The sequence below is a fragment of the Paenibacillus haidiansis genome (assembly GCF_036553665.1).
GTDB classification, from domain to species: Bacteria; Bacillota; Bacilli; order Paenibacillales; family Paenibacillaceae; genus Fontibacillus; species Fontibacillus haidiansis.
In genome coordinates this window covers 216,436-237,642 of record NZ_JAZHPZ010000001.1, presented here as the reverse complement: position 1 = coordinate 237,642, position 21,207 = coordinate 216,436, and the positions used below count along the sequence as shown (strand labels likewise).

Genomic DNA, 21,207 nt, shown 5'->3' with positions numbered 1-21,207 from the left:
GGTGTCCAGGCTCCTTTAATAACGCCTAATAACGCCGTCAAACGGGCAAAGGGAGAGAGAGAATGGTTATTTCACTGCGGAGAATGCTGAGAACGCTCAAATACTTGATCGTATTTGTCGGGCTGGCCTATTTTTTGTATAAAGGTATGGGCTTGCTGGACGCGTATGTGTTTCCGCTGGATAAATACCGGATTCCGGAGGGATCGGCGGTCAAAGTGTTTATGGCCGGAAGCCATGAGGGAATCGAAGCGGAAAGTATGGCGGAGCGGCTGATCTTATTTTTCTGGTACGGAGAGTAAAGGCAGGGAAAACCGGTGGATATGTGGAATTGAGAATAGTGTAGTGTGAATAGGGAAATTTCGACAAAACCGATGAAGGGAGGCGGGAGCATGGAAAAAATCGCGGCCTCTTTTATCGCCTATATGTCGGGGCAGAAGAACTTGAGCGGTTCGACGCTGGAAAGCTATGGACGGGACGTGCGCCAGTTTCTGGCTTATTTGCGCGACAAGGGCACCCCTGAACTGAAGGATGTGACCCGGGCGGGCGTGCTTTTGTATTTCGGGACGCTCCGCGAGCTCGGAAAGGCTCCGGCTACGGTGGCGCGGGTGTCGGTTTCGCTTAGGGCGTTTTTTCAATATCTGCTGCGGGAGAGCATCATTGATTCGGACCCGTTCGTTTCCGTAAAACTGCCTGCGCCGGACCGAAATCTTCCTGCGGTACTCACCGTGGAAGAAACGCAAAAACTGTTGGGCATGCCGGATAGCGCTTCTACACTCGGTTTAAGAGATCGGGCGATGCTGGAACTCATGTATGCGACAGGGATCCGGGTCAGCGAGTTGATTTCCCTGGATATCGGGGATATCGATACGGGGGTCCGTTTTTTGCGCTGCTCCGGCGATGCCGGGAAAGAGCGGATTTTGCCGTTCGGGACGGTAACGGCCGATTGGCTTGACAGATATTTGGTCGAGGCTCGCCCGCAGTTCGGGCAAGCCTTACCGGAAGTTCCGCTTTTCCCCAACCGTTCGGGAGGAAGGATGAGTCGCCAGGGCTTCTGGAAGGTGATAAAGAAGTATGGCCATGCGGCCGGGATCAGCAAAGAAATTACTCCGCATACGCTCCGGCATTCCTTTGCCGTCCATCTGCTCGAGGGCGGCGCCGATATCCGCTCGGTGCAGGAGATGCTTGGGCATGCCGATTTGGCGACGCTGCAAATCTATTTGAACAATTACCGGCCGAATTTGAAATCGGTTTACGACTATGCCCATCCGCGGGCGAAGGAGCGAGGCGGGAAATAAAACGTCGGAATGTATTTACGGCCCGTCAGGGATAACTAATAGCAAAGATCGAAGGAGTGACTGACATGCAAGAAGAGACGCGTTTCGATAAAATCACGGTGATCGTTCTCGACAGCGTGGGGATCGGCGAATTGCCGGACGCCCTGAAATTCGGAGACAAGGGAGCCCATACGCTGGGCCATATTCTTGAGAAAGTACCCGGGGCCAATTTGCCGAATTTCCAAAAGCTTGGACTCGGCAATATCGCCGAGCTTCCCCATATGGCTCCTGCAGAATCGCCGACGGCTTATTTCGGGAAAATGGCCGAAATTTCTTCCGGTAAGGATACGATGACGGGTCACTGGGAGCTAATGGGCCTGAAGATCGAGACTCCGTTCCAGACTTATCCGAAGGGATTCCCCCGCGATCTGATCGCCCGGTTCGAACAGGAAACCGGACGGAAAATTATCGGCAACAAGCCGGCTTCCGGCACGGAAATTCTCGACGAACTCGGCGAGGAGCATATGAAGACGGGGGCTTGGATCGTGTACACGTCCGCGGACAGCGTGTTCCAAATCGCCGCGCATGAAGAAGTGATTCCGCTCGAGGAATTGTACCGCGCATGCGAAATCGCACGCCGGCTGACGCTGGAGCCGGAGCATTCGGTCGGCCGCGTCATCGCCCGTCCGTTCGTCGGGAAGCCGGGAGCTTTCACGCGGACGCCGAACCGCCACGATTACGCGGTGAGCCCGCCGGAGCCGACGGTGTTGAACGCGCTGAAAACCGCGGGCAAGGATGTGATCGCCGTCGGGAAAATCAACGACATTTTCTCGGGCGAAGGCATCACGGCGTCCTACCCGACCAAAAGCAACCGCCACGGCATCGACGAAACGCTCCGCCTGATGGAACAGCCGTTTAACGGATTGCTGTTTACGAATCTGGTCGACTTTGATTCGCTGTACGGACATCGGCGCGACCCGGAAGGCTATGCGCGGGCTTTGGAAGAATTCGACGCCTCCATTCCGGATCATCTGGCTCGGGTCGGCGAACGCGACCTGCTCGTCATTACGGCCGACCATGGCAATGATCCGATCCATACCGGTACGGATCATACCCGGGAATATGTACCGCTTCTCGTCTACGGCAAAGGTCTGAATGCGCCGGGCAGCCTGGGCGTAAGAGCCACCTATGCGGATTTGGCCGCAACGATCGCCGAAAACTTCGGCGTGCACGGAACCGACCACGGCAAAAGCTTTTTGCGGCAGTTGAAATAATTAAACGGGAGAGATGAACATGACGAATGTACTTACGATTGGCATGATACGGGAAGCGGCGGACTTTATCCGCTCCAAGACGACGATTAAGCCGAAGGTGGGGCTGATTCTCGGTTCTGGGCTGGGCGTGCTGGCCGATCATATTGAAGAGGCCGTAAGCATTGAATATAAAGATATTCCTTATTTCCCGGTGTCTACGGTAGAAGGACACGCCGGGGAATTGCTGATCGGCCATTTGAGCGGAACGCCGGTCGTGCTGATGAAGGGACGCTTCCATATGTATGAAGGCTATGGTCCGGAAACGACGGCATTTCCGGTTCGCGTCATGAAAGAGCTTGGTGTCGAGTCGCTGCTGGTCACCAACGCCGCCGGAGGCATCAACACTTCCTATCAACCCGGCGATCTGATGCTGATCTCCGATCATATTAACCTGACGGGCAGAAACCCGTTAATCGGACCGAACGATAACGAGTTGGGGCCGCGTTTCCCGGATATGTCCCAGGCTTACAGCCGCAGATTGCGCGAACTCGCGCGCACAACGGGCGAAGCTAACGGGGTTCCGCTCCAGGAAGGCGTATATGTAGGGCTCTTGGGTCCGACTTACGAAACTCCCGCGGAGATTCGGATGCTGCGGACGCTGGGCGGCGACGCGGTCGGCATGTCGACGGTTTCAGAAGTCATCGTAGCCAGACATGCGGGCATGGAGGTGCTGGGCATTTCCTGCATCAGCAATATGGCGTCGGGCATCCTGGATCAGCCGCTCTCCCATGACGAAGTGATGGAGACGACGGACCGAGTCCGGGAGAAATTCCTGAGCCTCGTGCTGGCGATCATTCCCAAGATGTAAAAGTTATCCGAAGGAGGCGAAGCATGATGAGAGCTGTGGATCTGATCCGCAAAAAAAGGGACGGCCTGGAGCTTACCGGGGAGGAAATCGGATACCTGATCAAAGGGTACAGCGAAGGGACGATTCCCGATTACCAGATGTCCGCATGGGCGATGTCCGTCTATTACCAGGGGATGAGCGCGCGGGAAACGGCCGATTTGACGCTCGCCATGGCCGCGTCCGGCGATAGGATCGACCTTTCGTCCATCCATGGGGTGAAGGTCGATAAACACTCCACCGGCGGCGTTGGGGACAAAACGACGATCGTGATCGGTCCGCTCGTGGCTTCATGCGGAGTGCCGGTCGCGAAAATGTCCGGGCGGGGACTTGGCCATACCGGCGGAACGATCGACAAGCTGGAGGCGATCTCCGGCTTCTCGGTCGAGCTTGGACAGGAGCGGTTCTTCCGCCAAGTGAACGAGATCGGCCTCTCCGTCGTGGGGCAGAGCGGAAACATGACCCCTGCGGACAAGAAGCTGTACAGCCTGCGCGATGTCACCGCGACCGTGGAATCCATTCCGCTGATCGCCAGCTCCGTCATGAGCAAGAAAATCGCCGCCGGAGCGGACGCGATCGTGCTGGACGTCAAAACCGGCAGCGGCGCGTTCATGAAAACGCTGGACGATTCGATCCGGCTCGCCAAGGCAATGGTCGATATCGGCACCCAGGTTGGGCGGAGCACGATCGCTGTGATCAGCGATATGGACCAGCCGCTCGGATACGGGATCGGGAATGCGCTGGAGATTCAAGAGGCTGTCGCGACCCTGCGCGGGGAAGGGCCGGAGGATCTGGAAGAGGTATGCCTGATTCTGGCTTCCCATATGCTGGTCCTGGGGGGTAAAGCCGCCGACGAAGAGGAGGCCCGGGCGATACTGCGGGATAAGCTGGACAGCGGAGCCGCGCTGGACAGGCTGAAAATGATGGTATCCGCTCAAGGCGGCGATATCAACCAGATCGAGCATCCGGAGCTGCTGCCTCAGGCCGAGCTTCACGTGGAAGTGAAGTCGGAAAAGAGCGGCTTTGTCGAATCGATTCAAGCCGAAGAAATCGGCATCGCCGCTATGCTGCTGGGCGCCGGACGGGAGACGAAGGATTCGTCGATCGATCTGGCGGCGGGTTTGACGCTGCGCAAGAAAATCGGCGATCCGGTGGAAGCCGGCGAGGTGCTGGCCGTACTGCACCTGAACCGCCCTTACGAAGACCGGCTGGAGGAAGCGGGCCGGAAGGTCAAGGAAGCCTACGGCATCACGGATGCCAAGGTGCCGAACAGGCCGCTCGTATTTGCGCTGGTAACGCCGGAGGGCGTCCGCAGATTCTAGCTGAAAATGTCGCGAATAAAATAGAGTTTGGATGTGGCGCAGCCGCCGGACGAGGATACCGGCGGCTGCGCCTTTTTCATCCCCCCGACTAGGAATATTTTTACAGAGATTCGTCCATACTAGGTTAGCAGAATCATGATTTTGGTTAAAGGGGGATTTTAGGCTTGAAAAAGGGGTTATTGATCGGATTGACCACGCTGGTTATAGCTCTGCCGCTCTGGCCTGCCGTCAGCTCCGCCAACCACGGCGGACCGCATGCAGCCGGTGACGAAGCGGCGCTCGCGGGGAATGCCGTTTCGGCCGTGCTGATCGATGCGGACACGGGGACGGTCATCTACGAGAAGAAAAGTCATGAAAAGCTGCCTCCCGCCAGCATCACCAAGGTAATGACGATGCTGTTGACGATGGAGGCGATCGATCAGGGCAGGCTCAAGCTGACGGACAAAGTAACGGCGAGCGAGCATGCTTCCTCGATGGGCGGTTCGCAGATTTTCCTCGAGCCTGGTGAAGAGATGACCGTCGACGACCTGCTCAAAGGGGTGGCGATGGCGTCGGGCAACGACGCATCCGTGGCGTTGGCCGAAAAGATCGGCGGCACGGAGCAAGCGTTCGTCAAGATGATGAATGAAAAGGCCGCCGAGCTGGGCATGAAAGACACTCACTTTTCCAATTGCAACGGCCTGCCGGTCGACAATCATTATTCGTCCGCCTACGATATCGCTTTGATGAGCCGAGAGTTGCTGAAATACGATGGGATTACGAAGTACACCGGCTCCTACCAGGATTACTTGCGCAAAAATACGGAGAAGCCGTTCTGGTTGGTCAACACGAACAAGCTGGTGCGGTTTTATAGCGGCGCCGACGGCTTAAAAACAGGCTACACCTCGGAGGCGAAATTTTGTCTGGCCGCTACCGCCAAGCGCGACGGGCTGCGGCTGATCGCCGTGGTGCTCGGCGAACCGAACACGAAAACGCGCAACAGCGAGGTTTCGGCCATGTTCGATTACGCCTTTTCCCAATACGCGCTGCACCCGATTTACAAAGCCGGGGAAGTGATCGGCAAAGTGAAGGTGCAAAAAGGCGAGGCGGCGCAGCTTGAATTGGCGGCTTCCAAAACGATGAGCGTGCTAGTCAAAAAGGGGACCAAGCCCGGGGCGATCACGCAGAAGCTCGAAGTTCCTGAAAAGCTGGCCGCTCCGGTGGAGAAGGGGCAAATCATCGGCAAGCTGGTCGTGTACGAGGACGGCAAAGTGCTGAGCGAATTTGAGCTTAAAGCGGCACAGACGGTTAAGAAAGCCGGCTGGTGGACGATGTTCAAACGCACGGCTTCCCGCTTGTTTTTTGTAGATTCGTAGCGGTTTTCTTCTAGTTTTGTCACCCGGAAGGAATCCCGGGACCGCCTGTAGAATTGTTGTGTTCATGTCAGGGAGGAGAGTGAACAGACGTGAATTTGCAAGTGGAAATGAAGAGACACCGGGATACGCTGATCGTTCGTTTGATCGGGGAACTGGATCATCACACGGCGGATGGGTTGCGGCTTTCGCTGGATGAAGAAATCGCCAAGGACGGCCTGCGCCACCTCGTGCTCAGTCTGGAATCGCTGCAATTTATGGACAGCTCGGGGATCGGGGTTATTTTGGGCAGATACAAGCTGATTAAGCAAAAAGGCGGGCGTATGGTCGTATGCGGCGTAAATCCGCCGGTGTACCGGCTGTTGGAGATGTCGGGCTTGTTCAAAATCATGTCCGTCTATGAGAACGAGAGCGCCGCTCTTTCGGAATTGGAGGTTGCGTTATGAACGGGAATGACCGCAATTTCATGAGCCTGCAGTTCGCCGCCAAATCCGAGAACGAGTCGTTCGCCCGCGTGACCGTCGCCGCCTTTGTGGCTCAGCTCGATCCGACGATGGATGAAATTACCGACCTCAAGACCGTGGTCTCCGAAGCGGTTACCAATTCCATCATTCACGGATATGACGGAGACCCGGAGGGCGTCATTTCGATCGCCTGCGCCATTGAAGGCGACACGGTAACCCTCACCATTGAGGACAAAGGACGCGGCATCGAGGATGTGGAACTGGCCAAGCAGCCGCTGTACACGTCCAAGCCCGAGCTGGAACGGTCGGGAATGGGATTTACGATCATGGAAAATTTTATGGATGAATTCGATGTAACCAGCGAGATGGGCAAAGGCACTTTCATTCGGATGAAGAAGAGGATTGTATCGAAGAAAGCTTTGTACAATTAGGGGTTGGAGATATGGATGCCGAAGTGAAGCAAGCCTCGAGAGAGTATTTGGACGACTCGGAAGTAAAGCGGTTGATCGCGCTCAGTCAAAACGGAGACACCGCGGCCAGAGACCGGCTGGTCAATTGCAACATCCGGCTGGTCTGGTCGGTCGTACAGCGGTTTATGAACCGGGGTTACGAGCCGGAGGATCTGTTTCAGATCGGCTGCATCGGTCTTTTGAAATCGGTCGACAAGTTTGACCTCAGCTATGACGTGAAATTTTCGACTTACGCCGTTCCGATGATTATCGGAGAAATCCAGCGCTTCCTGCGCGACGACGGAACGCTCAAAGTGAGCCGCTCGCTCAAGGAAATGGCAAACAGGGTGCGTAAAAAGAAGGATGAACTGTCAAAGCTGCTGAACCGCCTGCCGACGGTGAAGGAAGTGGCCGAGGAGCTGGGGGTGACGCCGGAAGACGTCGTTTTCGCCCAGGAAGCGAACAAGCCGCCGGCTTCCATTCATGAGACCGTATTTGAAAATGACGGCGATCCGATCACGCTGATGGACCAAATCGCCGACGAATCCCAGGAACGCTGGTTTGACAAGCTCGCGCTCCATGAGGCGATCGACGGTTTGTCCGAACGGGAGCGGCTCATCGTCTACCTGCGGTATTATCGCGATCAGACCCAATCCGAAGTGGCTACCCGGCTGGGGATCTCCCAGGTCCAGGTATCGCGCTTGGAGAAGAAAATCCTGCAAAATATCCGCGACCAGATCGCGCAGTAGCGGGCGATAGACTTTGGAGTGCCGATTCATCGTTCGTATGACAGCATCCCCTTCAAGCAAAAAACGGGCGTTTAGGACGTTTGTCGATTGCTTGGAGGGGATGCTGTTTTTCAAGTGATTGCCGGCCGCCACGCCGGCTACACGTAATAGCGAAGCACGAGTCCGCCGTAAGCGAATGCGGCCAAAATGACGAGTGCGGGGTGGATTTTGCGGCGCTCCATCGCCCAGAAAGCGACGGCGGCGATGCCAAGCGTTTGCCAGATGCCGATGGAAGCCATCGGCTCCTCGGCCATCTGCCAGGTCAAAGTGACCATCATGACGGCGACGACGGGCTGTACCATCAAGGTCATCCCCTTAACCACCTTCGACTGACGATACTTGTGAAGCAGGCGGAGCAGCAAAATCAGCCCGACGGCAGAAGGCAGCACGGTGGCCGCGAGTGCCAGCAGGACGCCGGCCCAACCCATAACCCCGTAGCCGACATAAGCCGCTATCTTTGTCGAAATCGGACCCGGGAGAGCGTTGGCCAGCGCCAGCATGCTGGAAAATTCGCTATCAGTCAACCAGCGGTAATGCGGGACGATCTCCTCGTACATCAGCGGGATGGAGGAAGGCCCTCCGCCATAGCCGAGCAAATTGGCGATCAGGAAGCCGAGCAGCAGATTCAGCCAATCCATTACGAATTTCCCCCTTCCCGCTTCCCATCCTTTTCACGCCTCCGCGTAAGTTTCGCCACCGCCCGATAATGAACCGCGCCATAGGCGAGAAACAGTACGATGACAAGGGCCGGATGAACGTGAAGAACTTCAAGCAGTACGAAGGCCAGCAGCATGAACAGGATGCTTGCGACGATGCCAAGCCCTTTGACTCCTTTTTTCGCGAATTCATAGGCCATGACGCCGAGCATGACGGCGATGACGGGCGATACGCCGGCGATCATGCCCATGACGAAGCGCGATCCGGCCAAAACAGACACGGCGGACAGCAGCAGGATCATGGCCAGGGTGCTCGGCAAAATATGCATGAGTACAGCGAACATCGCACCCCATGCCCCTTTGCGCCGATATCCGAGGTAAGCGGCCATTTTGGTGGCGATGGGCCCGGGCAAGGCGTTGGCCAGTGCGAGAATTTCCGCGAATTCTTCATCGCTCAGCCATTTATAGCGGATAACGGCGTCATGACGGATCAGCGGAATCACCGACGGACCGCCGCCGTAGCCGAGTACGCCCGTTCTTGCCATCGATGCGCCCAATTCTATGTAGTCCTTTTGCAGCGGTTTCATGCGGCCCCTCCTTTTTCAATACTGTCATTATTCAACAAGAGAGATAAGCTTATGTCAACGGCCGGTTATCCCCGGTTCTATACGATTGATGAGTAAATCCTATATAATAAAGGGGCATGCTATTCTAAAAAAATTGAATGTAAGGAGATTTTTGATCATGAGTGTACATATCGCCGCCAAACCCGGCGACATCGCCGAAAGCATCCTTTTGCCGGGCGATCCGCTGCGGGCCAAATTTATCGCCGAAACTTATTTGGAAGACGTCGTTTGTTATAACGAGGTCCGGGGCATGCTCGGATTTACGGGAACTTACCGGGGGAAAAGAATTTCCGTGCAGGGCAGCGGGATGGGAATCCCGTCCATTTCGATTTACGTGAATGAGCTGATCTCGGAATACGGCGTCAAAAATCTGGTCCGCGTCGGCACCTGCGGCGGTATGCAGGAGCACGTCCATGTGCGCGACGTCATTTTGGCCCAGGCGGCTTGCACCGATTCGTCCATGAACCGCCATGTGTTCAGCGGATTCGATTATGCCCCGATCGCCAGCTTCCCGCTGCTCAAGGCAGCTTACGACCGCGCCGTCGAAAAGGGCCTGAAGCCGCATGTCGGCAATATTTTCAGTTCGGACATGTTCTATCGTGACGACACGTCCGTTACCCAATTGCTGATGAAATACGGCGTGCTCGGGGTGGAAATGGAGACGACCGCGCTTTATACGCTGGCGGCCAAATACGGTGTGAATGCGCTGACCATTCTTACGGTGAGCGATCATCTGCTGACGGGCGAGGAGACGACCGCCGAAGAACGGCAAACCACTTTTAATCAGATGATGGAAGTGGCGCTGGATACGGTCGTTACCCTATAACTAAATCGGTAAATCGGCAATTCGAATCGATTGCGGTTCGTCTTCCAAAGGCCGGACAAAGGGGGCTGAATTTCCCTTTCGTCCGGCCTTTTTTGTATTGTCAACCAGCTTGATCGGATTGTTTCGGGGGAGTAAAGACAAGTCTGCCTTGGCATACTATGGGCAATACGGCAGTAAAGGGGTGTCATTGATGGATAAGGGTGCAGGCCCTCCGGTTTATGTGCGCTTGCGCAAGCAAGCGAGACTCCCGCTGGGAGCCCCCGTCCGGCTCGGGGATATCGCCCGGGTGCTGGGCGACCCGGAGATGGAGCCCGAGCTTCTGGAGCTGGTTATGGATCGGCCGGAATACAGCGACGGCAATCGGATTGTCATCGATATGCTGCAGGTGATCGCCTGCATTCAGCGGCGGTTTCCGGGGCAGCGGGTAGAGACGCTGGGAGAGCCGCATGTGCTCGTCGAAATGGTTTCCGAAGAGAAAAAACCTTCGATTATCCTGTTTATAATCGCCTGGCTTTTGCTGTTTTTCGGCGCGGCCTTGACGATCATGAATTTTCATGCCGATGTCAGCATGCCGGAGGTCCAGATCCGTATCGTCGAAATGCTCACCGGCAAGCGGGATGAGCATCCTTATTTGTTTCAAGCGGCTTATTCCGTAGGGATCGGACTCGGGATGATCGTCTTTTTTAATCATTTGTTCAAGAAAAAATGGAATGAGGAACCCACCCCGCTGGAAGTTGAAATGTACCTGTACCAGGAAAACATGAATCAGTATGTCGTGGCCGAGGAATACGAGAAATTGGCGCACTCCAAAACCAACCCCAAGGAGAACGATCCTTGAGCCCCGCTCTGTATGTGCTGTTATCCGTATTCCTGGGTCTGGCGGGGGGCGTTGCGGTCGGCGGCGGAGTGATCGCACTCTATATCGTGCTAGATATGATTCCGCGATTGGCTCAGGTAACAAGATCCTACGATAAAGTCCACTGGTATGAGGGGGCGATGATCAGCGGCTCTTTTCTCGGGACGGTGGCGGATTTCTGGAACTGGAATATTCCGGGCCCCTGGATCGGGACCGGATTCGTCGGTCTGCTCAACGGGGTGTTCGTCGGCATGCTGGCGGCGGCGCTCACGGAAATATTGAATGTGCTGCCGATTTTGGCCAAGAGATTGCATATGCAACAGCTTCTGTTCGGGCTTCTCCTTGCCATGGTGTTCGGGAAGGTTGCCGGCTCGTTCTTTGATTGGTTTGTGTACAGACATTAATAAATACCGAGGGAGGTTCCCAAAGAGATGATGAGTCATGACCAGGGCGGAACAGGAACGGAGGACCATTCGGGAGAGGCTCCGGATTTTATGCCGGCCGCAGGCGAGTTTTCCTGGGAGGATCAGGAGCAGCAGGCGGAAGCGCGGCGCCGTAAAGTAGAAACGGAACGGTCCGATTCGGTCAAGGAATCGATCCGGTATTGGCAGAAGAATGACAATATCAGTACCAGTCTCGATACGACCAAAAGCACGCTGGAGGAAGTGGTCGGACTCGGGCAGGGCTTTGACGTCGTATTTCGGGAAATGACCTTTGGCGGGAAGCGAACCGGGTTGTTCTTTATCAACGGGTTTGCCAAAGACACGATTTTGCAGGAAATTCTCAAGCGATTGACTTATCTGACACCGGACGATTTGACGGACGGAGCGTTGGAATCTTTTTTTGCATTGTACATCCCCCATATCCAGGTGGAAAAAACGGAACATCTCAGCTCCGTAGTGAATAATGTATTAATTGGCATGAGCGCGTTCTTTATCGAGGGCGAGCAGACGGCCATCCTCATGGATACCCGCAACTATCCGGTCCGCAGCCCGGAGGAGCCTTCGCTGGAGCGGGTCGTTCGGGGAGCGCGGGACGGTTTCACTGAAACGCTGCTCACTAATGTGACCCTCGTCCGCCGCCGTTTGCGCGATCCGGGTGTGAAATTCGAGTCGATGAAAGTAGGACGGCGCTCCCAGACCGATGTGTGCATCGCCTATATCGACGATATCGCGGATAAAGTACTAGTCGACGCCGTACGCGAAAAGATCAAGGGCGTGGAGCTGGACGGAATTCCGCTGGCCGATAAACAGCTTGAGGAGGCCATTATCAAGGGGAATTGGAATCCTTACCCGCTTGTCCGGTATTCCGAACGGCCCGATACGGTAGCCTCCCATCTCATGGAGGGGCGAGTCGTCCTTTTCGTCGATACTTCGCCCAGCGTGATGATTTTGCCGACCACTTTCTTCGATCTATGCCAGCATGCGGAAGAAAACCGGCAGACTCCGTTCATGGGAACCTATTTGCGGTGGATTCGTTTTCTCGGCATTTTCGCTTCCCTGTTTCTGCTCCCGCTCTGGATGCTGCTAGTAGTCCATCCGGAGTTGAAACCGGCGGCACTTGATTTTATCGGCCCGGAAAAAAATGCGAAAATCCCGATTATCGCCCAGTTTCTGTTCATCGAATTCGGCGTCGATTTGATGCGCATGGCGGCGGTACACACCCCGACTCCACTCGCATCTGCGATGGGTTTGATCGCGGCGATTCTGGTCGGCGATATCGCGGTAAAGACCGGGCTGTTCGTCAATGAAGTCGTGCTGTATATGGCGGTTGCCGCGATCGGGATGTTTGCGACTCCGAGCTATGAGCTCGGTTTGGCGAACCGAGTGGCCAGATTGGTCATGCTGGTCCTGGTGGCGATTTTCGGCGTCCCGGGGCTGGTCGGGGGAATTACGGCGTTCATCATTTTTCTCTGCCTGCAGCGTTCGTATAACTCCTCATACATGTGGCCGTTTATACCGTTTAATGCAAAGGCGATGGCCGGGATATTGTTCCGCGTACCGGTGATGACCTCCAAGCAGAGACCGTCCTTTAACAAGACGAGAGACAATACGCGAATGCCGCAGGGCGAGCGCAATTAAGCATGTCCTGTAAAAAACACAAATGTTATTCTGAAAAATCCATTTTTCAGTTCTCTGGTTGTTTGATATACTGGTGAAAAATTGAAAGTGGAGGACTGTATAGATGTATTTACACGGTACCAGCAAAATCAATCCTAAAGGACATCTTGAGATCGGCGGATGCGACACGATCGAATTGAAACAAACTTACGGAACCCCGCTGTATATCATGGATGAAGCACTTATCCGGCAAAGATGCCGTGAATATATGGAAGCGTTTCGGGCGTCGGGATTGCCTTTTCAGGTGGCCTACGCCAGCAAGGCGTTCTGCGTAATGGCGATGTGCCGACTGGCCGAAGAAGAGGGCCTTTCTCTCGACGTCGTTTCGGAAGGGGAATTGTATACGGCTCTTGAAGCAGGCTTTCCTGCACAGCGAATCCATTTTCACGGGAACAACAAGACACCTGAAGAATTGGAGATGGCGATCGAAGCCAATATCGGCTGTTTCGTCGTTGACAATTTCGTCGAATTGGCCATGCTGCAAGCTCTGGCCGCCGAGAAAGGCGCGACGGTCAACATCCTGCTGCGCGTGACTCCGGGCGTGGAAGCCCATACGCATGAATATATTTCCACGGGCCAGACGGATTCGAAATTCGGCTTCGATATCGGCAACGGTTCAGCCTTCGAGGCGGTGGAGCAAGCGTCCCAAAGCTTGAACCTGCGTCTGCTCGGCCTGCATTCCCATATCGGCTCGCAAATCTTCGAGGTCGAAGGCTTCCAGATGGCGGTGGAGCGGGTTGCGGCCTTCTCCCTGCAGGTGAAGGAGAAGCTGAATGTGATCTTCAAGGTGATCAATCTGGGCGGCGGCTTCGGCATCCGCTATACGGCGGAGGATGCGCCGCTGCAGGTTTCGGAGTACGTGAAGGCGATTACGGACGCGGTGAAATCATCCTTCGCCGGCGCCTATCCGCAGCTTCCGGAAATTTGGGTCGAACCGGGCCGCAGCATTGTCGGGGACGCCGGCACCACGCTGTACACGGTCGGCACGAGCAAGAATATTCCCGGCGTGCGCAAATACGTTGCCGTCGACGGCGGGATGACGGACAATCCGCGTCCGGCCCTGTACGAATCCAAATATGAAGGCATGCTGGCGAACCGCGCGCTGGACGCGGCCGAAGAAACGGTATCGATCGCGGGCAAATGCTGCGAGAGCGGCGATATGCTGATCTGGGATCTGGAACTGCCGAAGGTGAACTCCGGCGACCTGCTTGCCGTGTCCTGCACGGGAGCATACAACTATGCCATGGCCAGCAATTACAACCGGATTCGCCGTCCGGCGGTCGTGTTTGTCCAAAACGGGCAAAGCGACCTCGTGGTGAAGCGCGAGACGCTTCAGGACATTACGGCATGCGACGTCATTCCGGAGCGGATCGCGAAGCAGCCGTCTTATAAATAAGGCAATAAGGCTGTACGTTAAAGCGGCGATTGGCGGCATCTTTTGGAACGAAGGTTAAACCTTGGTCCCGAAGATGCCGCCTTTTTGAACTGATTATTTTGCTACCGAAGGCATTTCATAGTAAACTGGAATAGGTTTGTCTCGAAGCAATAAGGATGATATCGAAGAAGGAAGTGACCTATATGAAAAAAGGGAAAATCGTATTGGAAAAAGGCGGAGTAGTGGAGATTCAATTCCTGCCCGAAGAAGCGCCGGGAACGGTAGCCAACTTTGAGAAATTGGCCAACTCCGGCTTTTATAACGGGCTGACATTCCACCGCGTCATTCCGGGCTTTGTCGCCCAAGGCGGCTGCCCGATCGGCAACGGAACCGGCGGGCCGGGGTACACGATCAAATGCGAAACGGATACCAATGTTACCAAGCATGAGCGCGGCGTATTGTCCATGGCGCATGCGGGCAAGGATACGGGCGGCAGCCAGTTCTTCATCGTATACGAGCCGCAGCCGCATTTGAACGGCGTTCATACCGTTTTCGGCAAAGTGACTTCCGGCATGGAATTAGTCGATCAAATCCGCCCCGGCGACAAAATGCAAGAAGTGAGCGTTTGGGACGAATAGGACGCAAGAACGGATAAGGCAAAGCATTGAATTAACTGGAGAACATCCATTTATTTTTGCGGAAAGGGACTCTTGTGTCAAAATAGATGGAAAACTTGCAGTTATTTGGAACGGAATTGACTCGAAATAACAATAACCCCCGAATTAGCTGCAGTTTTTCCAGTTAATCTGCGCTATGCGGCTTTCGAAGCCGAAATAACTGTAGAGTTTACATTTATTTCTAATTCACGAGCCGTTAGAGCACAAAAAGGCCGGTCAGATGGACGTTTCGTTCATGCTGCCCGGCCTTGTTTGTGCTCTATGAATGAGCTTACGATTCGCGGTTGGCCGCCTCGTCCTTGACTTCCTCACGGAAGCCCCGGATCGCGTCCAGGCGCTTTTCGTTCTTTTGCTCGATTTGATGCTTCTCTTCTCCGCTGATTTCATCGGCATGTTCACTCAAATAATCTTCGCCTTCCCGGAAATTGCGGATCGTATTTTGAATGCTGCTTTGAAGTTTTTCCACATTATCGGAGCGGTCGTCTGGTTTTGCCACGAATGTATACCTCCTGAGCCGTATATGATTTTGGGTGTTTGAATCGCTTCCGAAGTTAGTTTCGCACAGGGGCTGCATTTTTATTCCGGGGAAGGCCGTGGGGAATGTCCTTGATTTTTGTAGGGGTTAGTGATAACATTCGGGGTGCAAGCAACAAACATGCAACAATGAATTCAATATGCATTCCTTCGGGGTTGGGTGAAATTCCCTACCGACGGTGATGGCTCGCTTGGGTGATCCGAATACGGAAACCGGGCAAGCACGAGTCCGTGACCCGTTTGCAGCAGACATGGCTGCATGCGGCTGAGCCGGTGAGATTCCGGGACCGACAGTATAGTCTGGATGGGAGAAGGAGACGCGGGACACGCACGTGTACAAACTACGGGTGTGTTTTGACAACAAAACGGATGCCTCAACTATGTTACTCTTTTCACATGCTATGACTGTGGACGGCTATGATGTAGAGAGAATATTTGAGGATGACTGACTGCATGAGTGATCGTGTTTTCGCATGACATTACTCAGGTAGTCCCGGTTTTGCTTATTCGCGTATATATCTCTCAGATACCCTGCCGGAATGCTCCGGCGGGTTTTTTTGCGTTAGGATGAATGTCACCGTTTTGGGAGGGAGTAAATTGCACGCGATCGACGACGAATACTATATGGATCTGGCTCTGCAAATGGCGGAGCGCGCTCAGGGACAAACCGGGATCAACCCGGTGGTCGGAGCGGTGGTGGTAAGGGACGGGGCGGTCGTCGGCCTGGGGACGCATTTGAAAAGGGGTACGCCGCATGCGGAAGTACACGCGCTCAATATGGCCGGGCCGCTCGCGGAAGGAAGCACGGTGTACGTGACGCTTGAGCCGTGCAGCCATTACGGGCTGACCCCGCCCTGCGCAGAGCGGTTGATCCGGGAGAAGGTGGCCAGGGTTGTCATCGCCTGCGAGGATCCCAATCCGCAAGTCGCCGGGCGGGGAACCGCCATGCTAAGAGACCGGGGCATCGAGGTCGAAGTCGGCGTTCTGCGGGACCGGGCCGTTAAACTGAACAAAATGTTCATCAAGTTAATTACGACAGGTCTTCCATACATCACAGTCAAAACCGCCAGCACGCTGGACGGCAAAATCGCTTCCCGAACCGGAGACAGCAAGTGGATCTCGAACGAAGCGTCGCGGAGTATTGTCCACACGATGCGTCATCGCCATCAGGGCATCATGGTCGGCGTCGGCACGGTCATTGCGGACGATCCGCAATTGACGACAAGGCTTCCGGTTCCCGGACTATCGCCGGTGCGGATCGTCGTCGATTCGACGCTCAAGATCCCCGAGACGAGCAAAGTGCTGACCGACGGACTTGCTCCGACGCTGCTGTTTACGACGGAGGCGGCGGATAAGACTAAGGCGGAAGTTATAAGCGGCCGCGGAATTGAAGTGATTCCCTGCGGACCGGGCCCGAAGGTCGACTTAAGGCTTGCTTTAAAAGAACTCGGGCGGCGCGAAATCGCCTCCGTGCTGGTGGAAGGCGGCGGGCGGTTGAACGGGTCTCTGCTAGAGGAACAACTGGTTGACGAGCTCGTCATGTTCGTCGCTCCGAAGCTGATCGGCGGGCCGGAAGCTCCGGGAAGCTTTGTATTCGAGGGATACGAGAAAATGCGGGACGCCGTTTCTTTATCGGAGCTGGAAGTGAGCCAAATCGGCGACAACATCTGTATCAAGGGGAAGCCGGTTTGGGCCGAAAGCTTAGGTATGGATGAAAGTACCTCGGAATAATGGGGGGTGAAGCTTAATGTTTACAGGACTTATCGAGGAGATCGGCACGATGAAGTCGATCAGCCGCAAAGGAGAAGCGATGGTGCTCGGCATTTCGGCCGGTGTGGTTACGGAAGGTTTACAGCTGGGGGACAGCATTGCCATCAACGGCGTCTGTCTTACGGCCACCTCCTTTGACAGAACTTCGTTCCACGTCGACGTCATGCCGCAAACCTACCGGCATTCGAATTTGAAGGATTTGAAGCCGGGCAGCAAGGTGAATCTGGAGCGGGCCATGGCGGCCGGCGGCCGGTTCGGCGGGCATATCGTACAAGGGCATGTGGACGGAACCGGAACAATTGTAAGCACGTCCCGGGATCAAAACGCCGTCGTCTTTGAGATAGCTCCCGCCAACCCGGGGTTGTTCAAATATATTATTCCCCAAGGTTCGATTACCGTGGACGGGATCAGCCTGACCGTGGTGCAAGCGGGGGAGGGGCGGTTTTCCGTGTCGATCATCCCCCATACGCTGGCGGAAACGGTGCTCGCCTATAAACGGCAGGGCGATACGGTAAATATCGAATGCGATATTTTGGGCAAGTATGTGGAGCATTTGCTGAAATACGGAAAAGCCGGAGGCGGCCAGGAGCATGATCAAGCGGCGCCGGGGAACAAACCGGGCGGCATCGATATGGAGTTCCTGTCGAAGCACGGTTTTGCGTAAAAGGAAATAACGGATTGATATGTTGATGTAAAAGGGGGAAATACGATGAGCGATATTCAACTGGACCGCGTGGAGGAAGCGATTTATGAACTGATGCGCGGCAAGGTCATTATTGTGGTCGATGATGAGGACCGCGAGAACGAAGGAGACTTCGTCGCCCTGGCCGAAAAGGCCACGCCGGAGGTCATCAATTTCATGATTACCCAGGGGCGCGGACTCGTGTGTCTTCCGATCACGCAGGAGCGGGCCGAGGAGCTGGAGCTGCAGCCGATGGTGGCGCAAAATACCGATAACCACGGAACGGCGTTCACCGTCTCTATCGATCATCGGGATACGACGACCGGTATATCAGCCTACGAGCGCTCTTTGACCGTTCGCGGGCTGCTCGATCCGGAGGCCAAGCCCGCCGATTTCCGCCGTCCCGGCCACATGTTCCCGCTGATCGCCAAGAAGGGCGGCGTTTTGCGGAGAGCGGGCCATACAGAAGCCGCCGTGGATCTGGCGCGGATGTGCGGGGCCTACCCGGCCGGCGTCATCTGTGAGGTGATCAAGGAAGACGGAACGATGGCGCGGCTTCCCGATCTGGTTGAGATCGCCGAACAATTCGATCTCAAGCTGATCAGCATCAAGGACCTGATCCATTACCGCAACGAGAAGGAAAAGCTCGTCAACCGGGAGGTGGAGGTCCGGATGCCGACCGATTACGGCGTATTCCGGGCCGTAGCTTATACTAACGATGTGGATACGAAGGAGCATGTCGCCCTCGTCAAAGGCGAAATCTCCGGAGATGAGCCGGTGTTGGTGCGGGTGCATTCGGAATGCCTCACCGGGGATGTGTTTCATTCGCACCGCTGCGATTGCGGTCCGCAATTTGAAGCGGCTTTGCGGCAGATTGAGCAGGAAGGCCGGGGCGTGCTGCTGTATATGCGCCAGGAAGGACGCGGCATCGGCCTCGTCAACAAATTGAAGGCGTATAAGCTTCAGGAGCAGGGCTTCGATACGGTCGACGCGAACCTCCAGCTCGGCTTCCCCCCGGATCTCAGGGATTACGGGATCGGCGCCCAGATTTTAAAGGACCTTGGCGTCCGCAAAATCCGGCTTTTGACCAACAATCCCCGCAAGATTAAAGGCTTGGAAGGCTACGGCCTGGAAGTTGTCGAACGCGTACCGCTGCAAATGAAGGAAAACGAGGACAATACGAAATATTTGCACACCAAGCAGGCCAAGCTCGGCCATCTGCTGAAATTCGACGACCTGGAGCAGAACGAGTCGGCCGAGGTTTAATAAAAAATCAATCGGAACACGAAAGGAAGAAATCAGATGATGAATGTATTTGAAGGAAATTTGGTCTCAAACGGGTTAAAATACGCGATTGTCGTAGGCCGGTTCAATGAATTTATTACGAGCAAGCTGCTTGGCGGCGCGCTGGACGCTTTGAAGCGCCACGGCGTCAAGGACGAAGAGATCAGCGTCGCTTGGGTGCCGGGAGCGTTCGAAATCCCCTTCGCCGCCCAGAGGCTGGCCGAGAGCGGGAACTATGACGCGGTCATTACGCTTGGCACCGTGATCCGCGGCTCCACCTCGCATTACGATTACGTTTGCAATGAAGTGGCCAAAGGGGTAGCGGCCATCGGGCTGAAAACCGGCGTTCCGACGATTTTTGGCGTTGTAACGACCGAGAATATCGAGCAGGCGATCGAGCGCTCTGGAACCAAAGCCGGCAATAAAGGATACGACGCCGCGATGTCGGCGATTGAAATGGCGAACTTGACGAATCAGCTAAAATAGTGCTTATTTAATGTAGTACCCTTTTTTGCGGGTACTGCATTTTCTTTATAAAGCTATGTATGCTACGGGTGGAGGATATTCATTGACGACAGTATTATATAAGCTGGAAACTTTCGAAGGACCGCTGGACCTTCTGCTGCATTTGATCGACAAGGCGGAGATCGACATTAACCAAATTTCGATCAGTGAAATTACGGACCAGTATCTCGAATATTTGCACAATATGCAGGAGCTGGAACTCGAAGTAACCAGCGAGTTTCTCGTTATGGCGGCCACGCTGCTGTCGATCAAGAGCAAGCAGTTGCTTCCCAAGCCGCCCGCCATCGAATTTGACGATGATTTCGATTATATGCTGGAGGAGGAAGTGGATCCGCGCGAGGAACTCATCCGCCAGTTGATCGAATACCGCAAATATAAAGGCGTCGCCGAGCATCTTCATGAACGCGAATGGGAGCGGAGTTTGATTTTTTCCAAGGAGCCCGACGATTTGACGCCGTATTTGCCGCAGATTGAGGAGAATCCGGTCAAGGGGCTGCATGCCGCCGATCTCATTGCGGTGTTTCAGAAGGCGATCCGCAAAGCGGTTAAACGGAATACCGTGGCCCGCATTCACCGGGATGAAATATCGGTCAAGGACCGGATCCGGGAAATCGTCGGCGCGCTGGAGAGCGTGGGCAAGGGGGGCAGGATGCTTTTTTCCAAGCTGCTGCATCATGAGATGGACAGGCAGGAAATCGTCGCCACCTTTCTGGCGGTGCTGGAATTGATGAAAATGAAACAAATCGTATGTTATCAGAACAAATTGTTCGATGATATTGTTATGGAGTGGAGAGGGGAAGTCAAGGCAGATGAATTATCAGGACTTGAAATCGATTATTGAGGGACTCTTATTTCTGGCGGGAGAAGAGGGAATCAGCCCGAGGCAGCTGGCGGAGGTAACCGAACAGCGTCAGGAGCTGATTGCCGACGCGCTGGAGGATATGAGGGAATCCTTCGAGAGGGCGGGCCGGGGGCTGCAAATCGTGCAAATTGCCGGCAACTATCAGCTTGCGACGCTGCCGCAGCATGCGCCCTATTTCGAGAAACTGGCTTATTCGCCTTCCCGTTCCACTTTGTCGCAAGCCGCGCTTGAGACGCTGTCGATCATTGCGTACCGGCAGCCGATCACCCGGGTTGAAGTGGAGGAAATCCGCGGGGTTAAAGCGGAGCGGGCGATTCATACGCTGGTCAACAAGGATCTGATTGAAGAGGTCGGCCGGGCGGAGGCGATCGGTCGTCCGATTTTGTACGGAACGACCAAGGCGTTCCTGGACTATTTCGGACTTGCCAGTCTGAAGGATCTGCCGGATCTCGCAGAATTCGAAAACGCGGAGAATCTCGAAGAGGAAACGAATCTGCTGTTTCAGAAGCTGGAAGAGCAGCAACTCACTTTTGACGATGTGGAAAAAGCGGGGCCGGAGGAATAACGTGCAAATTGCAACATACTGCAACATTAGCAGACTTTCGAAA

The 21,207-nt window shown here is 54.9% G+C and carries 24 protein-coding genes and 1 riboswitch; of the genes, 21 read left to right on the top strand and 3 right to left on the bottom strand.

The window, feature by feature from the left end:
• Nucleotides 1-62 precede the first annotated feature (62 nt).
• From V3851_RS01155 to sigF, 9 genes are all read left to right on the top strand, one after another.
• Nucleotides 63-299, top strand: coding sequence for a DUF4227 family protein (locus V3851_RS01155; protein ID WP_331844655.1), 237 nt, complete (start codon nucleotides 63-65; stop codon nucleotides 297-299).
• 90 nt (nucleotides 300-389) lie between these two features.
• Entirely contained in the window at nucleotides 390-1,295 is a 906-nt protein-coding gene (locus V3851_RS01150; RefSeq protein WP_331844654.1) for a site-specific tyrosine recombinase, read from the top strand.
• A gap of 65 nt (nucleotides 1,296-1,360) precedes the next feature.
• Entirely contained in the window at nucleotides 1,361-2,548 is a 1,188-nt protein-coding gene (locus V3851_RS01145) for a phosphopentomutase (RefSeq protein WP_331844653.1), read from the top strand.
• 19 nt (nucleotides 2,549-2,567) lie between these two features.
• Nucleotides 2,568-3,395, top strand: coding sequence for a purine-nucleoside phosphorylase (locus V3851_RS01140; RefSeq protein WP_331844652.1), 828 nt, complete (start codon nucleotides 2,568-2,570; stop codon nucleotides 3,393-3,395).
• A gap of 26 nt (nucleotides 3,396-3,421) precedes the next feature.
• Entirely contained in the window at nucleotides 3,422-4,753 is a 1,332-nt protein-coding gene (locus V3851_RS01135; RefSeq protein WP_331845236.1) for a pyrimidine-nucleoside phosphorylase, read from the top strand.
• A gap of 164 nt (nucleotides 4,754-4,917) precedes the next feature.
• Nucleotides 4,918-6,108: a D-alanyl-D-alanine carboxypeptidase family protein gene (locus tag V3851_RS01130; protein WP_331844651.1), complete on the top strand. Its 1,191-nt coding sequence runs from the start codon at nucleotides 4,918-4,920 to the stop codon at nucleotides 6,106-6,108.
• Nucleotides 6,109-6,197: 89 nt separating this feature from the next.
• A complete protein-coding gene (gene spoIIAA / locus V3851_RS01125; protein WP_331844650.1) occupies nucleotides 6,198-6,551 on the top strand; it encodes an anti-sigma F factor antagonist in 354 nt (117 codons plus the stop codon).
• A complete protein-coding gene (spoIIAB, locus tag V3851_RS01120) occupies nucleotides 6,548-7,000 on the top strand; it encodes an anti-sigma F factor (protein WP_331844649.1) in 453 nt (150 codons plus the stop codon). The genes spoIIAA and spoIIAB overlap by 4 nt, the downstream gene beginning before the upstream one ends.
• A gap of 11 nt (nucleotides 7,001-7,011) precedes the next feature.
• Nucleotides 7,012-7,767 (top strand): RNA polymerase sporulation sigma factor SigF, encoded by a 756-nt coding sequence (gene sigF / locus V3851_RS01115; protein WP_331844648.1) that lies wholly within the window; start codon nucleotides 7,012-7,014, stop codon nucleotides 7,765-7,767.
• Nucleotides 7,768-7,904: 137 nt separating this feature from the next.
• Here sigF and V3851_RS01110 read toward each other — a convergent pair whose 3' ends face one another.
• Together V3851_RS01110 and V3851_RS01105 are read right to left on the bottom strand one after the other, a co-directional pair.
• A complete protein-coding gene (locus V3851_RS01110) occupies nucleotides 7,905-8,444 on the bottom strand; it encodes a chromate transporter (protein WP_331844647.1) in 540 nt (179 codons plus the stop codon).
• A complete protein-coding gene (locus V3851_RS01105; RefSeq protein WP_331844646.1) occupies nucleotides 8,444-9,049 on the bottom strand; it encodes a chromate transporter in 606 nt (201 codons plus the stop codon). Before V3851_RS01105 ends, V3851_RS01110 begins: the two co-directional genes overlap by 1 nt.
• Before the next feature lie 157 nt (nucleotides 9,050-9,206).
• Here V3851_RS01105 and deoD point away from each other — a divergent pair, with 157 nt between their 5' ends.
• The 6 genes from deoD (at nucleotide 9,207) to V3851_RS01075 (ending at nucleotide 14,903) form a co-directional block, all read left to right on the top strand.
• Entirely contained in the window at nucleotides 9,207-9,914 is a 708-nt protein-coding gene (deoD, locus tag V3851_RS01100; RefSeq protein WP_331844645.1) for a purine-nucleoside phosphorylase, read from the top strand.
• 190 nt (nucleotides 9,915-10,104) lie between these two features.
• Nucleotides 10,105-10,752, top strand: coding sequence for a stage V sporulation protein AA (locus V3851_RS01095; RefSeq protein ID WP_331844644.1), 648 nt, complete (start codon nucleotides 10,105-10,107; stop codon nucleotides 10,750-10,752).
• The gene (locus V3851_RS01090) at nucleotides 10,749-11,174 is read left to right on the top strand and encodes a stage V sporulation protein AB (RefSeq protein ID WP_331844643.1); all 426 of its coding nucleotides are present in this window, start codon (nucleotides 10,749-10,751) and stop codon (nucleotides 11,172-11,174) included. Before V3851_RS01095 ends, V3851_RS01090 begins: the two co-directional genes overlap by 4 nt.
• Before the next feature lie 27 nt (nucleotides 11,175-11,201).
• Nucleotides 11,202-12,851, top strand: a complete 1,650-nt coding sequence (locus V3851_RS01085; protein WP_414859240.1) for a spore germination protein — start codon at nucleotides 11,202-11,204, stop codon at nucleotides 12,849-12,851.
• Nucleotides 12,852-12,954: 103 nt separating this feature from the next.
• Nucleotides 12,955-14,286 carry a diaminopimelate decarboxylase gene (gene lysA, locus V3851_RS01080; RefSeq protein ID WP_331844642.1) on the top strand — a complete coding sequence of 444 codons (1,332 nt, stop codon included), beginning with the start codon at nucleotides 12,955-12,957 and terminating at the stop codon, nucleotides 14,284-14,286.
• A gap of 182 nt (nucleotides 14,287-14,468) precedes the next feature.
• Nucleotides 14,469-14,903 (top strand): peptidylprolyl isomerase, encoded by a 435-nt coding sequence (locus V3851_RS01075; RefSeq protein ID WP_331844641.1) that lies wholly within the window; start codon nucleotides 14,469-14,471, stop codon nucleotides 14,901-14,903.
• Nucleotides 14,904-15,213: 310 nt separating this feature from the next.
• Here V3851_RS01075 and tlp read toward each other — a convergent pair whose 3' ends face one another.
• Nucleotides 15,214-15,438 carry a small acid-soluble spore protein Tlp gene (gene tlp / locus V3851_RS01070; protein WP_331844640.1) on the bottom strand — a complete coding sequence of 75 codons (225 nt, stop codon included), beginning with the start codon at nucleotides 15,436-15,438 and terminating at the stop codon, nucleotides 15,214-15,216.
• A 180-nt stretch (nucleotides 15,439-15,618) separates the two neighbouring features.
• Nucleotides 15,619-15,796, top strand: a riboswitch (FMN riboswitch).
• 277 nt (nucleotides 15,797-16,073) lie between these two features.
• Between tlp and ribD the strand changes: the two genes are divergently transcribed.
• From ribD to scpB, 6 genes are read left to right on the top strand one after another with little or no spacing between them, the layout of a single operon-like run.
• Complete coding sequence (gene ribD, locus V3851_RS01065; RefSeq protein WP_331844639.1) at nucleotides 16,074-17,207, top strand: bifunctional diaminohydroxyphosphoribosylaminopyrimidine deaminase/5-amino-6-(5-phosphoribosylamino)uracil reductase RibD; 1,134 nt, start codon at nucleotides 16,074-16,076, stop codon at nucleotides 17,205-17,207.
• Between the two features lie 16 nt (nucleotides 17,208-17,223).
• Nucleotides 17,224-17,910, top strand: coding sequence for a riboflavin synthase (gene ribE, locus V3851_RS01060; RefSeq protein ID WP_331844638.1), 687 nt, complete (start codon nucleotides 17,224-17,226; stop codon nucleotides 17,908-17,910).
• Between the two features lie 45 nt (nucleotides 17,911-17,955).
• Nucleotides 17,956-19,194, top strand: coding sequence for a bifunctional 3,4-dihydroxy-2-butanone-4-phosphate synthase/GTP cyclohydrolase II (locus V3851_RS01055; RefSeq protein WP_331844637.1), 1,239 nt, complete (start codon nucleotides 17,956-17,958; stop codon nucleotides 19,192-19,194).
• 36 nt (nucleotides 19,195-19,230) lie between these two features.
• A complete protein-coding gene (gene ribH / locus V3851_RS01050) occupies nucleotides 19,231-19,698 on the top strand; it encodes a 6,7-dimethyl-8-ribityllumazine synthase (protein WP_331844636.1) in 468 nt (155 codons plus the stop codon).
• A 55-nt stretch (nucleotides 19,699-19,753) separates the two neighbouring features.
• Nucleotides 19,754-20,578 carry a segregation and condensation protein A gene (locus tag V3851_RS01045; protein WP_331845234.1) on the top strand — a complete coding sequence of 275 codons (825 nt, stop codon included), beginning with the start codon at nucleotides 19,754-19,756 and terminating at the stop codon, nucleotides 20,576-20,578.
• Nucleotides 20,547-21,164: an SMC-Scp complex subunit ScpB gene (scpB, locus tag V3851_RS01040; RefSeq protein WP_331844635.1), complete on the top strand. Its 618-nt coding sequence runs from the start codon at nucleotides 20,547-20,549 to the stop codon at nucleotides 21,162-21,164. Before V3851_RS01045 ends, scpB begins: the two co-directional genes overlap by 32 nt.
• The last annotated feature ends 43 nt before the right edge of the window (nucleotides 21,165-21,207 follow it).

Excerpts from the sequence above, each read along its gene's own strand:
- V3851_RS01155 (WP_331844655.1), top strand. The coding sequence starts at position 63 with ATGGTTATTTCACTGCGGAGAATGCTGAGAACGCTCAAATACTTGATC.
- V3851_RS01150 (WP_331844654.1), top strand. The coding sequence starts at position 390 with ATGGAAAAAATCGCGGCCTCTTTTATCGCCTATATGTCGGGGCAGAAG.
- V3851_RS01145 (WP_331844653.1), top strand. The coding sequence starts at position 1,361 with ATGCAAGAAGAGACGCGTTTCGATAAAATCACGGTGATCGTTCTCGAC.
- V3851_RS01140 (WP_331844652.1), top strand. The coding sequence starts at position 2,568 with ATGACGAATGTACTTACGATTGGCATGATACGGGAAGCGGCGGACTTT.
- V3851_RS01135 (WP_331845236.1), top strand. The coding sequence starts at position 3,422 with ATGAGAGCTGTGGATCTGATCCGCAAAAAAAGGGACGGCCTGGAGCTT.
- spoIIAB (WP_331844649.1), top strand. The coding sequence starts at position 6,548 with ATGAACGGGAATGACCGCAATTTCATGAGCCTGCAGTTCGCCGCCAAA.
- sigF (WP_331844648.1), top strand. The coding sequence starts at position 7,012 with ATGGATGCCGAAGTGAAGCAAGCCTCGAGAGAGTATTTGGACGACTCG.
- V3851_RS01110 (WP_331844647.1), bottom strand. The coding sequence starts at position 8,444 with ATGGATTGGCTGAATCTGCTGCTCGGCTTCCTGATCGCCAATTTGCTC.
- V3851_RS01105 (WP_331844646.1), bottom strand. The coding sequence starts at position 9,049 with ATGAAACCGCTGCAAAAGGACTACATAGAATTGGGCGCATCGATGGCA.
- deoD (WP_331844645.1), top strand. The coding sequence starts at position 9,207 with ATGAGTGTACATATCGCCGCCAAACCCGGCGACATCGCCGAAAGCATC.
- V3851_RS01095 (WP_331844644.1), top strand. The coding sequence starts at position 10,105 with ATGGATAAGGGTGCAGGCCCTCCGGTTTATGTGCGCTTGCGCAAGCAA.
- V3851_RS01085 (WP_414859240.1), top strand. The coding sequence starts at position 11,202 with ATGATGAGTCATGACCAGGGCGGAACAGGAACGGAGGACCATTCGGGA.
- lysA (WP_331844642.1), top strand. The coding sequence starts at position 12,955 with ATGTATTTACACGGTACCAGCAAAATCAATCCTAAAGGACATCTTGAG.
- V3851_RS01075 (WP_331844641.1), top strand. The coding sequence starts at position 14,469 with ATGAAAAAAGGGAAAATCGTATTGGAAAAAGGCGGAGTAGTGGAGATT.
- ribE (WP_331844638.1), top strand. The coding sequence starts at position 17,224 with ATGTTTACAGGACTTATCGAGGAGATCGGCACGATGAAGTCGATCAGC.
- V3851_RS01055 (WP_331844637.1), top strand. The coding sequence starts at position 17,956 with ATGAGCGATATTCAACTGGACCGCGTGGAGGAAGCGATTTATGAACTG.
- ribH (WP_331844636.1), top strand. The coding sequence starts at position 19,231 with ATGATGAATGTATTTGAAGGAAATTTGGTCTCAAACGGGTTAAAATAC.
- V3851_RS01045 (WP_331845234.1), top strand. The coding sequence starts at position 19,754 with ATGTATGCTACGGGTGGAGGATATTCATTGACGACAGTATTATATAAG.
- scpB (WP_331844635.1), top strand. The coding sequence starts at position 20,547 with ATGAATTATCAGGACTTGAAATCGATTATTGAGGGACTCTTATTTCTG.